Annotated in this window: 12 protein-coding genes; 1 reads left to right on the forward strand and 11 read right to left on the reverse strand. The window is 42.2% G+C overall.

The features are described 5' to 3' along the window. Nucleotides 1-236: 236 nt before the first annotated feature. The 6 genes from ACXAHI_RS03570 to ACXAHI_RS03595 all read right to left on the reverse strand — a co-directional run bounded on the left by ACXAHI_RS03570 (nucleotide 237) and on the right by ACXAHI_RS03595 (nucleotide 9,425). Nucleotides 237-959 carry a 3'-5' exonuclease gene (locus tag ACXAHI_RS03570; RefSeq protein ID WP_474811633.1) on the reverse strand — a complete coding sequence of 241 codons (723 nt, stop codon included), beginning with the start codon at nucleotides 957-959 and terminating at the stop codon, nucleotides 237-239. Between the two features lie 2 nt (nucleotides 960-961). Beyond that, nucleotides 962-2,866, reverse strand: coding sequence for a DUF294 nucleotidyltransferase-like domain-containing protein (locus ACXAHI_RS03575; protein ID WP_270182261.1), 1,905 nt, complete (start codon nucleotides 2,864-2,866; stop codon nucleotides 962-964). 9 nt (nucleotides 2,867-2,875) lie between these two features. Next, nucleotides 2,876-4,123, reverse strand: a complete 1,248-nt coding sequence (locus ACXAHI_RS03580; RefSeq protein ID WP_474811630.1) for a ribonuclease H-like domain-containing protein — start codon at nucleotides 4,121-4,123, stop codon at nucleotides 2,876-2,878. A 70-nt stretch (nucleotides 4,124-4,193) separates the two neighbouring features. Further along, nucleotides 4,194-6,455, reverse strand: a complete 2,262-nt coding sequence (locus ACXAHI_RS03585; RefSeq protein WP_474845990.1) for a DEAD/DEAH box helicase — start codon at nucleotides 6,453-6,455, stop codon at nucleotides 4,194-4,196. A 132-nt stretch (nucleotides 6,456-6,587) separates the two neighbouring features. Beyond that, nucleotides 6,588-7,313: a nucleotidyltransferase domain-containing protein gene (locus ACXAHI_RS03590; RefSeq protein WP_474845991.1), complete on the reverse strand. Its 726-nt coding sequence runs from the start codon at nucleotides 7,311-7,313 to the stop codon at nucleotides 6,588-6,590. A 51-nt stretch (nucleotides 7,314-7,364) separates the two neighbouring features. Continuing rightward, the gene (locus ACXAHI_RS03595) at nucleotides 7,365-9,425 is read right to left on the reverse strand and encodes a thioredoxin domain-containing protein (RefSeq protein ID WP_474845992.1); all 2,061 of its coding nucleotides are present in this window, start codon (nucleotides 9,423-9,425) and stop codon (nucleotides 7,365-7,367) included. A gap of 141 nt (nucleotides 9,426-9,566) precedes the next feature. Between ACXAHI_RS03595 and ACXAHI_RS03600 the strand changes: the two genes are divergently transcribed. Continuing rightward, nucleotides 9,567-9,824, forward strand: a complete 258-nt coding sequence (locus tag ACXAHI_RS03600; protein WP_270182266.1) for a hypothetical protein — start codon at nucleotides 9,567-9,569, stop codon at nucleotides 9,822-9,824. A 31-nt stretch (nucleotides 9,825-9,855) separates the two neighbouring features. Here the strand turns inward: ACXAHI_RS03600 and ACXAHI_RS03605 are convergent, their stop codons facing one another. The 5 genes from ACXAHI_RS03605 to ACXAHI_RS03625 all read right to left on the reverse strand — a co-directional run bounded on the left by ACXAHI_RS03605 (nucleotide 9,856) and on the right by ACXAHI_RS03625 (nucleotide 14,349). Further along, a complete protein-coding gene (locus ACXAHI_RS03605; protein ID WP_474845993.1) occupies nucleotides 9,856-10,407 on the reverse strand; it encodes a hypothetical protein in 552 nt (183 codons plus the stop codon). Between the two features lie 135 nt (nucleotides 10,408-10,542). Further along, a complete protein-coding gene (locus ACXAHI_RS03610; protein ID WP_474811622.1) occupies nucleotides 10,543-11,034 on the reverse strand; it encodes a hypothetical protein in 492 nt (163 codons plus the stop codon). Nucleotides 11,035-11,066: 32 nt separating this feature from the next. Further along, entirely contained in the window at nucleotides 11,067-11,879 is an 813-nt protein-coding gene (locus ACXAHI_RS03615; protein WP_474845995.1) for a MerR family transcriptional regulator, read from the reverse strand. Between the two features lie 236 nt (nucleotides 11,880-12,115). Continuing rightward, nucleotides 12,116-13,201 (reverse strand): PQQ-dependent sugar dehydrogenase, encoded by a 1,086-nt coding sequence (locus tag ACXAHI_RS03620; RefSeq protein ID WP_474845997.1) that lies wholly within the window; start codon nucleotides 13,199-13,201, stop codon nucleotides 12,116-12,118. A 26-nt stretch (nucleotides 13,202-13,227) separates the two neighbouring features. Further along, a complete protein-coding gene (locus tag ACXAHI_RS03625) occupies nucleotides 13,228-14,349 on the reverse strand; it encodes an NAD(P)/FAD-dependent oxidoreductase (RefSeq protein WP_474845999.1) in 1,122 nt (373 codons plus the stop codon). Nucleotides 14,350-14,489 lie beyond the last annotated feature (140 nt).

Raw genomic sequence — 14,489 nt, forward strand, 5'->3', positions numbered from 1 at the left:
CGCTGATTTCACTCATAACTACTACCGTTAATGCAATCACTACAAAAAACAAAACCATTATGACCTGTTTCACTTTCCATCTCTCCATTACGTTAATGCTAAACAAAATGTTTTTTCCTATTCAAAGTTACAACAAGTTACGACAAATGTAAACGCAGAAATGACAAGTTTTTACTTAGATTTCGTCGAATTGCACAATATTATGCGCTTACCCGGGAAATGATTAGTAAGAATGGTTATTTCCTGCCAAATACCAGATTTTCTCGCTGTATTCGAGCCTTTATTTCCTCATCTAGTGTTTTCTCGACATGAAGCTTTGAGAATAGCTTCAAACACAACTCCGCAGTCATCTTTGCATCGTTCAACGCATGATGTCGTTCATGTCGTTCGATATTTAACTTGCGGATCAACGAATCAAGCTGAGGATTTCCTGATGGAAATACTTCCTTCGCTAGTGCTTCAGAGTCTAAATAAGGTGGTAAATAATCTGGTAAATTCCACTTTTGAACGAGCGCTTGCAGAACATACACATCGAACTTTACGGGGTGCGCGATGAGCGTTGTGCCTTCACTAAAGGAAATGAATTCTTCAAGAGCTTCTAAAAATGACCAACCAGCTCTTATCTCTCCGATGGATAACCCTGTTAGTTGTCTAACGAACCTCGGCACTTTATTAAACGGTCGGACGATTCGATAAAACGATTCCTCTAATATCCGACCTTCTACAAGATCAATTTTTACAGCTCCAATGGAAATAACTTCATCACCGATCGCAGGATAGAACCCCGTTGTCTCTAAGTCGAATACTGTAAAATACCTCACGCTCTCCTGCTGATATTCAGGCAGCTTTTCTTCAAGCCGTTTATAGACGGGCGAGTCGATTTCCTTTCGCATCTTCTTTTTCCATTTTCGTCGGTTGAACACTAAATATTTTATTAACTTGTATCCTATTGAAGGCATAACTAAATACTCCGATTCCTACGGAAGCTCAGTTCACTTACTTGCTGCATACGCTTTGCAACTAGGAGCGCTTCCCTCATTTTCCTTCTTTCTTCCTTATCCCATTCCATGGGCTTGACGCTGTTTGTGATCTCGATGCCTCTACTTAACTGGTGGAGGTTTTGCCTGATCCTGAAACTATAGAGATAATGAAGTGCTGTTTCGATGTTGATTACATCCCGATGGTGAAAGATTTCCTTTTTCTTCAATGCGTGTAATCGTTTGATGGTATTCACTTCTTCAACACCATACTTCATTGCAAAGATTCGAATTCCGTTTACGATCTGCATAATCGCTGATTTTTTCAGATCGAGCGTCTTTTCCTTTCCACGAAGCTGAAGCTTCCCAATCGGATTCAACGGTACACGGAACCGAATCGTATCTTTCATCAGAAGCATTTGAAGAGTTTGGGCACGTTTGATCTTGCTCGTTATCGCATGCCGTAAACTTCTTGATAAATCAAAATCACCATATACCGGTCTGAAGTCCATAAAGATTGTAAAGTTACGAATTTCTTCTGCATCAGTTTCCGTGATCCATCTATTTACCTCTTTTTTCCAATTCGTCAGCGATCTTCTCCATTTCTCATTTTGTGCCATTATCCCGCCAGAACACTCTGGTAATCCACATTCTGTTAATTTTCTATTGATCTTTGCAGATAACTTGCTAAAGTAAGAGTCAATTTCTTTTCTATGAGCAAGGTGCTCATAATCGTCAATGATCATGCCATTATCTTGATCGGTGCTGAACGCCTGTTCTTTTCTCCCTTCGCTTCCCATGACGATAAAGCAGTAATTGACGGGAGGTCGTCCATACCCTTCCTTGATCATTTCTTTTTCAGCGAGAAGAATCACTCTTCTATGGATCTCATCATTGTAATTGGACATCATCTCGCAGATTTCGTACCCCAGTGTGTTTGCTTCGAGAAGCTCTTCGATGAATGAATGAAATTCCTTGTGATTTGGCGGAGAAAGATCCACGATTTCCTGGAGTTCTTTCGCACGTGATAATCGATAGGATAGGTCAAGATACGCCGATTCTTGAATGCCTAGGAACGATTTTGCAGATACCATCCCAACGAGCTTATCTCGCTTTACAACAGGTAGAAGAGATACTTTGTGAAATTTTAAATATGCGAGAGCCTCATAACTAAATGCATCTTCCTCAACAAGGTTGGGGTTTTGATACATCCACTTATGAATGGGATCTTGAAAATCCCCACGTGTGAACGCGTTAAATAACTCGAGAGGCGTAACCGTCCCCATTACACTTTCTCCATCTTCGCTCACGATCACGCCATCATAATTCTTCGTTCTAAATAATTCAGCGGTTTCTAGAACGCTGTAGGTAGGTGGGATCGTCACTTTCGAATCCATGATCGAGCTCACTCTTGTACGGTAGAGAGCAATGTTTTCCCCTTCTGTCTCACGGTCCCGCTCCTGCTTGATCTCATCATACAGGCTTCTCATCCGCTCACCGATCGTGTCGAGAACATTGTGTGAGAAAGTAGGATTCTCCGTCATGATCTTCAGCATAACTTCCTTCTTAATGCGGATGACTTCACAATCATCATTGGCTTGTACAGAGAACGTCATCGTTTCATCTGTCAGCATAATCATGAGCCCGATTAAGTCTCCTGGATAATAGAAGCGCATCGTGGCTTGTTGGCCGTTCGACTTATGAACGATGTTCTTTGCAATACCTGATACTAATAAATAAAGCGCATCTGCATCCTCATCTTCATGGTACAGAAATTGCCCTTTATGGTAGGTGGAGAAGCGAGCTGATGCGATCAATTCCTCAACTTCTGCGTCGCTAAGTGAGTGAAATGGTTCCTTTTTCTTTAATACGTCATAAAAGTCCTGCATAATAACCTCCTACCGTCTACGTGCTTCTTTCTGCTCTAATCGTTCGATTCGTTTCATGTACTGTATTCGTTCAGCCTCAGCTTTATCTTTTAGTATTCGTTTCTTACTCTTCCACTTTTGGTAGCCTAATAAAGCATGATGAAGCGCCTGTTCATAGTCTTTCTCTTTATGCTCATAATATTTGGCAAGCTCGATGTCACTTTCTTCATCGTTCGTGTCTTCCGATAACTCGATCCAAATTGGAAGTGACTTTGCGAGATCGCCTTGCTTTTTATGAATTTTTGCAAGAGCTTTCTTAGCATCTCGATCATATTTCCCGTCGATCGAAAGCTGATAAAGTGATGCTGCATGATCGTCTTCACCTACAGCTTCCCACCATCTTGCAGATTGAAACTGCTCCATTGCAGATAAATGATGTCCTCTATTGTCCAATAATAAGTTGGACATATGAATATAGAGTGTAATCAATGAGAGAATGTCTTCCTCATTGTGTTTCATCACGCTCGAAATTAAGTCTGGATCAGGATCCTTTACGAACTCAAAGTAAAGCATAGGAGCTAAATATCCAGGTGTATCTTCCTTACGAATGAAGTCGAGCTTCTGCTGCTCCACGTTCGATAGCCTCACGGATTCCATTTCGTTCTTCCAAAATCTTCGTGCTCCGTGAAGAAGATCAAAGTGTCCGAACTGTGGAAGCTTCGGAACTTGTTCACGGATAAGTGTATGCCTTGTTTTCACCTGCGGCCAATCGAATGCTTTCCCGTTATACGTGACAAGGTTTTTCAAATGTTGAACATCATCGAGAAAGGCCTTATACATCGGCACTTCTCTACCTGGACCTGGTAGAAAGTATTGATTCATTGAAATTCCTTCATTCGTATACTGACAGTACCCTAGAAGAAAAATCGTATTTCCAACTCCGCCACCAAGGCCTGTCGTTTCAGTATCGAAAAATAAAAGATCACTTGGATTAAGGTTTTTTGATGAAAGTGGATGAGCTCTGTGAAAATTGTTCCACCTCTCGATCACACGTTCAAGCTCATTGAATACATAACGACCATGCTGATGGTCCTTCGGATAAGTCTTCTTTCTCACGATCGCATACTCATCGTCAAAAAAGAACGGCTCAGAATCAAGGCTCGTCCATTTCTCAAGGTGAGGCACAGTGAGTGTAGGTTCGACCGCTTTCACTTCTTCTTTCTTTTCATCGGTATTGATATGCTTTTTCATTCTATTTAATTTTGCTTTAAGTGACATAAACGTTCACCTCTTACAAATTTAGAAGCAAGAGGCGCTAACCTACTCGCGCCCCTCTTGTGATGGAGGATCATCGCTCCTCCATCAGTCTTCTAAGTAGTCTCATACTCAATTCTTTCGCATTGCTCGCCTCATGTTCTGTTCCGATACATGCAGGACAACCGTCCTCGCATGGACAGTTTCGAATAAGGTTCTCAGCTGAAGTGACGAGTTCCTCAAATCGCTTATATAGTTCATCCGAGAGGCCGATTCCACCAGGATAACGATCGTACAGGAAGATTGTTGGCAAATTGTTGTGTGTTGCCTTGATCTGAGGAACAACGTGGACATCGTTTTGATCACACATCACGAGTACTGGAACAACGTGTTTAATCACGTTCGAAATGCCTGAGAGGATCTGTTCCATCGTTTTTGTACCGAGCTGATCTTTATCTTCTTTTAAGCTAACCCATGTCGATGTCGTGTGCAGCTCTTCCTCTGGCAAATGTATTGGCCCTGAACCGATATTCTCAAACGTACTTAACTTGATTTTCTTAAATATGGTAGGCATCGCATTCACTGTAACATCCCCGAACCCAACAGTAGTGGAATCGTGCTCAGAAAGTTTGTCTTCTTCTAATACTTTTAAGCTAACTGCAAGGTTCGCATCTGTAAAATATTCCACATCTACTTGGCGCACATAAGCTTTCTTCTCATCCCAGTCCAACTCTTCCACTTGATACTGTATACCCTGGTGCAAGTAGATGGCTTCATCATGAAGAAGGGTCATGGCGCTGAACCGATCCATTTCACCGATGACGATATGATCGGCTACATTCGACTGATCGATGATCACGACGTTTTCTTGTGAAGCAGACCTGAGGCTGATGTTGTGAGCTGGGAACGAGTCATTCATCCAATAATACTTATCTCCCTTGTGATGCAACAAGTTTTCTTCAGCGAGGTATTCGAGTATATCTTCTATTTCCATCGACCCAAAACGGTCATCTTGTTTAAAGGGAAGTTCGTAAGCTGCACATTTCACATGGTCGACAAGAATGACTAAGTTGTCAGGATTGATCCTTGCAGATTCTGGCGGGCGTTCAAAAAAGTACTCTGGGTGCTGAACGATGTACTGATCGATTGGCGTTGACCCAGCGACCATGATGATCAACGACTCTTCTTGTCTTCTTCCGGCTCTACCCGCTTGCTGCCATGTGCTCGCAACACTTCCTGGATACCCTGTCATCACGCAGACTTGCAGCTGCCCGATATCAACACCTAATTCTAGTGCATTCGTACTTACAACTCCCATGATGTCGCCGCTACGAAGACCACGCTCGATCTCTCTCCTTTGTTTAGGAAGATACCCGCCTCGATAACCTCTTATCGATTTAGGTCCGATGTCTTTTTTAACTAACTCTTGTAGATGACTTAAAATGATTTCAACTCTGACACGACTTTTTGCGAAGACGATCGTTTGAATCTTATTTTTCAAGAAATCTTTTGCGATACGATTTACTTCGACGGTAGCGCTCTTTCTAATATTGAGTGGCTGGTTTACAATCGGCGGATTATAAAAAACAAAGTGTTTTCTGCCGCGAGGTGCACCGTTGTTTTCTATAAGAGACATCGGTTTCTCTGTCAATTGTTCTGCAAGCTCTTTTGGATTAGCAATCGTTGCGGACGTGCAAACGAAAATTGGGTCACTGCCATAGAAGTTGCAAATACGTTTTAAGCGCCTGATCACGTTTGCGACATGACTTCCGAAGACGCCCTTATACGTATGAAGCTCATCGATCACAATGTACTTTAGGTTCTCAAATAGAGACACCCACTTCGTGTGGTGAGGAAGAATTGCAGAATGCAGCATATCTGGGTTCGTGATCACGATATGCCCCGCTTTTCTCACAACCTGCCTTATATTTGGTGACGTGTCACCATCGTACGTATAGCTCTTAATATCGATTCCCATATCATCGATTATCTCCGTAAGTTCACTGCGCTGATCTTGCGCAAGAGCTTTCGTTGGAAACAAATAAAGCGCACGGCTATTTTCATCTTCAGCGATCGATTGGAGCACAGGAAGGTTATAACAAAGCGTCTTACCAGATGCAGTTGGCGTAACAGCTACAATACTATTTCCGTTTTGAACTTCATTGTAAGCATCATACTGATGAGTATAGAGCTGTTCGATTCCCCTCTCACGAAGGGCATTTTGTATACGATGATCAAGTGACTCAGGCATCTCTCTCATCTTGGCAGGTTCCGGTTCGATCTCATGCCAATGAGCGATGTTTTCATCTTGCTTTAAATCATGTATTAATGTTTCTAACGTTTGTTTTCTATTCATCGCTTTCACCTCAATGTTCTATGCCTATTGTAGCGAATGTCTGTTTGCAATTCTACCTATAAACACTAGAAAAAGAGGCAGATCGCCTCTTCTGTTCACTTCCTATTCGCTTTGAACAGAGGTAAAACCTCTTTAATGGTCTTCGATTAGCTCTCGATAAAGATGATCCACCTTTTCTCTATCGATATCTAGAATCGGTAGTTCTTTTGCTTTCTCTTCATAAACATTCAGCTGTTGTTCTAGAAAGTCTGAAACCAGATTTTCATGTTGAATTTCTTTTCGATTGAGTAGATCCTTACAAGTAACCTTTATTTGATCAAGTAACGTCGACCATTGTAGGAGCTCTTGAACTTTTTTATCCGGTATACGTTTACGGTCATAGATCCACTCGGTAAACAGCACGGACTTAAGCGCATAAAGCAGGTGTTTTTGTTTTCCTAACTCACGGTAATTTGCAAGGTTTTTCTTCCCCATTTTGGTGTAATGAAACATGACCGGCTTTAGCTGAATCATTTCACCCGCAAGCTCGCGCACACGGTGAAACGAATCACTTTCTCGATAGATGATCGGCGATTGAAGCCACTCCAATAGAGTTGGATTCGATTTCGTTAAAAGACCTAGCGCTTTCTTTATATCCCAACCGTGCAACTCTACTTCATCAGCACCCTTTTCAATCACATCACTTTTTTGAAAAAGGGTGAGATACCACTCTTTTTCATGTACATATATGAACCTTACATCATAGTCGCTCTCTGCCCTATCATATCCCCACGCGCGACTTCCCGCTTCACATGCAAACAAGATGTGCACGTTGTTCTCTTTTTCAATTAAAGCGAGCGCTTCTCTAATACAATCCATCCATAGCCCACCTTAAGAAAAGCTACCGAGCGATAACCCGATAGCTTTACTCTATTTTAGCTTATTTATAATGTGATCAATTTCAGATGTCGGCATACTACACGTGAAGTTCTCACAGAGATAAACCACTGTTTCTCTCTGCTTTTCAAACTCAGATGCGAATGTTGCCGCTTCTCGTAATTTACTAGGATCATCCGTTACAAGAACCGTAAGTTCAGGTAAAAATTCACGTTGTAAAAATGTCTGTACTTTCCTTGTCTTCTCATCCTCTTGTTCACCGATCACAACTGCTTCCTTCGGAGAAGAAACTGTAAGCAGCTTACTCATTAAGAAATAGGCATGTCCACTTGGATACGAGGATACATCTCCTGCGAATGCTGTGAACATTTTATTTCCCCATTCTTCATACTTTGTTTCACCTGTTAGCTTTGAGAGTCGTAGGAGTTGAAGAGCCGCAACGCTGTTTCCAGACGGTAACGCTCCATCATGGACGTCTTTTGGTCTTGCAATCAATTCATCTGCGTCATGGCTGTATAGATAGAAGCCGCCTACTTCTTCATCCCAGAATAAACGGTTCATCTCATCTGCCATGTGCTTCGCCTTTACTAGATACGTCGATTCGTAGGTTGCTTCATAAAGTTCATTAAGAGCCCAAAGTCCATACGCATAATCATCATGAAAGGCCTTATTTTTTACTTCCCCATCTCGATATCTAGCCATAAGGCGGCCATCAACAACAAGGTTATTCTCGATGAATGCATAAGCACGTTCGGCACATTCTTTATATTCATCGTTATCAAAAACTTTGCAAGCTTTTGCGAATGCACCGATCATCAGCATGTTCCAACTTGTTAAGATCTTATCATCCTTATAGGGATGAACACGCTTCTCTCTTTCAGTATACAGCTTTTTCCTAGCTTCACTTAGAATCGAGCGAAACTCCTCTTCTGAATAGCCGTGTGTCTCAGCCTGCTTTGTTATCGTCGTTTTTATCAAATTCGGTATGTTTTTACCTTCAAAATTCCCTTTTTCAGTCACATCGTAAGTCAAAGCAACGAGTTCTCCTACTTCCTCTCCAAGAACTTCAATGACTTCCTCTTTTGACCAAACGTAAAATTTCCCCTCTTCACCTTCGGAATCGGCATCTTCTGCAGAGTAGAACGCTCCTTCGTTTGACGTCATATCCCTTTTAACATACTCGAGGACCTGTTGCGCAATTTCCTTATAACGCTCGTTCCCTGTCGCTTGATACCCTTCTGTATAGGTCATCGCGAGCATCGCATTGTCATAGAGCATTTTCTCAAAGTGTGGCACGAGCCATTCTTGATCGACGGCATAGCGTGCAAAACCAAACCCAATGTGGTCATAAATGCCGCCATTCGCCATCCCATCGAGCGTCCTCGTTACCATCGTAGTAGCCAATTCATTATCAAATGTACGCGCATAGCGCAACAAGTACATCAGCATGTGTGGAGAAGGGAATTTAGGCGTCGTCCCAAATCCACCAAAAATTGTATCAAACATATTTTGCATCTGGTCAAAGGCTTTATGAAGCGGTTCTTCAGAAAGAGAAGATCCTTCTGACTTCATTCGTTCTTGAAGAGACTGGGTGATTTGATCACCGATTCTCGTAATCTTCTCTGGATTCGACTTGTACTGTTCAGAGAGCTGCATGATCGCATCCTTAAAACCAGGGATGTTATAGCGGCTTTCTTTAGGAAAATAAGTTCCTGCGTAAAATGGCTTTTGATCTGGAGTTACGAAGACATTGAGCGGCCAGCCTCCCTGACCGGTTAATCCCTGACAAACTTTCATATAGATCGAATCGATATCTGGGCGTTCTTCCCGATCAACTTTGATCGCTACGAACCGCTCGTTTAAGAGTTGGGCTGTTTCAACATCTTCAAAACTTTCCCGCTCCATCACGTGACACCAATGACACGTCGAATAACCAATCGATACCAGCACCGGCTTATTTTCACGCTTCGCTTTTTCGAACGCTTCCTCTCCCCATGGATACCAATCGACGGGATTGTGTGCGTGCTGAAGTAAATACGGCGACTTTTCATCGATCAGCTTATTTACGAATTGATTCTTTCCACCTTCACTCATACCTTCACCTCTCACATTTTTGTATTAAGTGTATCAATAAAACGAATGGATGATAAAGCCTGACTTGTCAACTTTTTCATTAAGAGTATTAGCATGTCCTCTTCCTCTTGCATACTCTAGTAACGTAAGGAGGTGGATTTTGTGAAGCATAGCAAACCTTATTTTAAGAGACTGCCTCAGCGTCCTCGCCTTGCGAGCGACCGTTCTTATAGCTCGAATACAGGTGGAGAATCGAGAGGGGACTGTTCAAGATTCTGTTCATCTGTCTGTCGTAGGTTATTTCCATTCAGCTTTAATCAATGTGTTAGAGATTGTCAATCATGTCAAACCGGGTTGCTCTTTGAAACTGACGAAGAGTACCTAGGTGAAGACGATGAAGATATGAAAGACGAAGATTAATAGAAAAAAGTCACCATGATGGTGACTTTTTTTATCTTCCTTTCCCGTAAAGCTCTGTCACGCCCCACACCTTGTCATGACCATTGTACTGATTTAGGGCGATATCTAAATCATGAAAATAACGATGGAGTTTCTTAATGTGGTTTGCACCAGGTTTTTCAAGATAACGAAGTGCGTACGTTTTAATCTCTTTTAAATCTTTTACGAGATCTTTGTTTTCTGATTCTGTCTCTATGTAATGGTTTGCATGGAGGATGATGTTGATTGCTTGTTCACTTTGTACGTTATCATCTAACTCTTTTATACCACCGTATCCAGCTGTTTCGTTATAAAATCCGTGCGTAAGAGAAATAAACTCTTTGATGTTATCAAACTGTGGTTCAGAAATCACTTTTGCTTCTAATTCTCTTAGCTCTTCAGTCGATAACCTCTCATCTTGCGCCACCGCTTCATTCGGGGTGGCTACAAAACTACCTTGCGTTGACTTCACTTCCTTATCCAAGGAAAAAATATAATATGCTGTTAACGCAAGCGTCAGAATCGATGCTACGCCAAGCCAGACAACCACCGTTTTTGTTTTCATAGATTCCCCTCTCATGTGCCTTTTTAACTAGTTTATCCAACAAAAGGAAATCGCACAAGGTGTTGACAGACAATTCGAAAAGCGATGTTTTATCACTTCATAAAACATCGCTTCTACGTCGCCATACCTATGACTTCATTCATGATTGTATTCTCCACCGAACGTTTCGGTCACACCGAACGTATCTGGATGATCGTATCCGTTCATTGCTTTATCAAGATCGTGAAAATAACGGTGAAGGAGCCTCACGTCGGCTTCATCGAGGTCACTGCTCGCGATCATTTTAATCGCTTGTAAATCTACTTTTAGATCATGATGCTCCACACCATTTTCGAGGAAGATATTGATGTAGGCAGTAACTGCCTCAGCATGTTTCTCTTGGTCTTCCATTTCGACTCTCTCGATCATCCCATACCCGGTCGTTCTATTATAAAAAGCATGAAAATCTGAAACAAAATCTTCTACAAACTGATATTCAGTAGGAAATGATGCGGCAGACACCTCTGTTGCACTTGCCTTCGACCCTTCCATTTCTGTATGAAGTGAAAAAATATAAATATATAGGGCAGCGAACGTGGCAGCGATGAGAAGACTAAGAATGGAAAACATGACTTTAGCATGTTCCATCGATTTTCCCCCTATCAAGTTTCTACTTCTCTCTACCTCACAAAGCCCAAGATGTGCTTAATCTTACCTACACCCCATTTCGAATCAGCTTCATTCCTTTTTACCTGCGTTTCTTCATTTCGAAAACGATTTTGAACGATAGCCATCAAACGCTCTTCTCGCTCGGACATGTGTGCAGCAGCTACTTTCCGTTCCTTTTCAACTTCTTCCTGGTAGAACGCTCTTTCCTCCGCAGAAACATCCGTTAAATCATCGATCTTTTTGCCAATCGCGTTAAGTTCTAGTTGATTCATAGACGCATGAGCATCTGATGCAGTCGCAATTTCTTCATGGACGATTTCATGAATCTGATGAACGATATCTTTTTCCATCTTCTTAACCGTCTTATCCATCTTCAGCAATTGCTTGACTTCTTCCGATTCAACAAACGAAACGATTTTTGATAATGATTCTTTAATTTCTTCTTGGTCTTCATACGTTGAGTAAACTACCGATTCTTCAACTTTCTCTACATCATCAACCTGTGCTTGCAGCTCTTTTTCCCTTTCGATCTCCTGTCGCTTGAGCTCTGCAGCTTGATTAAATTCATCGATTGCTTTTTGTTCTTGGAGTTCGATAATGTGCTGTTCGAGTGCTAACGAAATCGCATCATCATCCGTGTTACTCGCTTTCATGTTGGTGATCAAGTAAAGGATTTCTAGATCTCTATCCGTATAAGTACGAGAATTGTTTTCATCACGTGGAATTTCAAGGAATGCAGAGAATTGATTCTCCCACTGCTTCAATGTATGTTTGGTCACTTTAAACAGGTCAGCAACACCAGAAATCATCAGATGATTATTCATTACTGCCAGTCCTCCCCAAATGTATTACAGTTCTATTCAATGCCTTCATATGGAATTTCCTGCATGATGACAAAGGTTCTTAAAAACAGTCAGGGTTTATCAAATCTGCCAACGATGCTCCATATCAACACGGATTATGTAACTTTTTAGATCCAGCATGAAGCCTTATTTTCTCTTTTCAACAAACTACATAAAAAATCGTCATCTCAAACGAATTGAGATGACGATATATGGCACTACTTATTTAGTTGGATTTGAATGAACCGATCATCTTTCTCAGACGCATTCCCTCTGCCGTCTGTATTGTTCGTGACTGCATAGAGGGAATCATCATAATACAATGACCGAAGTCTTCCATAACCAGAAAGGACCGTTTCACTGTTGTTTTCATCAAGAGCAAAGGAGCGGACTTCATTCCCCCTTAACGTTGCAGCATAGAGCGTTTGATCTTTTATTACGATTCCTGAAGGAGCCCAAGTATCCTTACCAGAGTGATACACTGGAGAGGTCATCCCCTCTTGTTCTTCGTCTCCTTCAATAACCGGCCACCCGTAATTCTCTCCTAGTGCGATCTTGTTGATTTCATCATGAGCTGAATCTCCGTGTTCTGAAGAATACAGCTGGCCACCATCATCCCACGCTAAACCTTGTGGGTTACGATGACCATAAGAATAGACGTAGGAATTTTCAAAGGGATTATCATCTGGTATCGAACCATCTTGATTCATTCTAAGGATCTTTCCGGCAAGGCTCGTTTTATCCTGAGCTAGATCGGGATTCGTAGCATCGCCAGTCGTGATATATACCTTCTCATCTGGACCAATCTTGATTCTTCCTCCGTTATGATAAAGAGACCCAGGTATCCCCCTTATCAATTCCTTTGTTTCTTTCCATCCGCTATCACTTTTGGTCGCCTCTATTACTCTGTTTACCGTTTCCCCATCCTCTTCATACGTATGGTAGACGAACGCTTTCCCTGATTCAGAAAAATCCGGGTAGAGCTCTATACCAAGTAAGCCACCTTCTCCTTTCGTTAGTAAAGGCTTATCGAGCATGATCTCCTCACGTTCTAGCTTGCCGTCTTCATACTTCGCGATCGTTCCTTCTCTTTCAGTCATATAGAATGTTTCACCTGACTTCACGATTTCCCATGGAATCTGCAGGTTTTCAACGATAACGTCGGCAGATCCTTCATTTGGCGCAGTTGTCTGCTCATCTGATGAAGCGCATGCGGTTACCATAAGCAACGTTAGTAACGCAAACCATCTAATCTTGACCACTCCTTTACTGACAAGGGCTGATTCTTTATCTCTTCTATACACGAGTTGAGAAACCTTCCTGTGCTACACTAATCCAACCGTGTTATGGCTTCAGAAAGATCATAATCATGTGGAGATAATTCCGTTTCTTTTCCCATCGCCATTCTGGCAAGCTCTAGACCTAAGTATGGTCCAACCGTCAATCCTGATGCTCCTAGTCCGTTAGCCGCTAGTAGACCACTTGTTTCTGGAACATGACCAAACACAGGGAGAAAACCTGGTGTAAATGGACGAAACCCTACTTTCGCCTCGACCATCGTACTATCGCTAAGACCTGGAGCTACTTGTAGTGCTTTACTAAAGATTTCATGTAACCCACCTGCTGTCACTCGTTTATCAAATCCTACATCGTTTTCGTGCGTTGCACCGACAACCACTCGACCATCGTCAAAGCTCAGCAAGTATTGATCGTTCGGAGGCATTACGACCGGCCACTCACCAGTGTCTTCCTGCACATCAAGATGCACGATCTGAGCTTTTTGCGATGTTACCTGGAATGATAAACCGAGTGGTTCGAACAGCTCGTTCGCCCATGCTCCAGCAGTAACGATCACGTTATCTGCTTTTATCTCACGATCCGAAACCTTAACACCAGTCACATTACCCGCTGTATGCAGTAGTTGTGCGTTTCCTTCTACCATAGTTGCGCCGAACTTTTTAGCAACACGTAAAAGAGCCTTCCTAAGCGCTGCACCATTAATTCTTGCTGCACCGCTCACATACACAGACTGGTAATCCTCTGAAACCGGCGGAAACATTGCTTTCGTTTCTTCTGTCGTCAGCTTTCTTATCTCCCCAATTTCTGGCGCATCTTCACGTCTCTTCAGAGCGCGCTCGATCATCTTATCAAGCTTTTTCTCATCAGTGTGTAGGCTGATCGCTCCAACTTTTTTGTAGCCTGTTTCTGTTTCCCCTTCCGCTGTTAATTGTTCGATTAAATCTGAGTAATATTTCGCCCCGCCCTTCGCTAGCCTGTACCATATTTTATTGCGTCGTTGCGAAAGCCAAGGACACACGATGCCGGCTGCAGCATCTGTTGCCTGACCCGAATCGGCTCGATCGACAATCGTAACGTCGGCACCCTCTTTCGCTAGATGATAGGCAGTAGATGCTCCTAGAATTCCAGCACCAATAACAACATATGATTTCATTTATGAACACCTTTTCGAATAAATTTAGTTTCATTAGCTATTGTACATAATGAAGACGCCGCTCACAATCAAACGCTGGCAATGCACTCCTTTAACAACCTTATGTTAAAATTGTGCCATTACCTATAAAGGAGTCATTC

Source organism: Anaerobacillus sp. ABD4_527 (genome assembly GCF_056160805.1).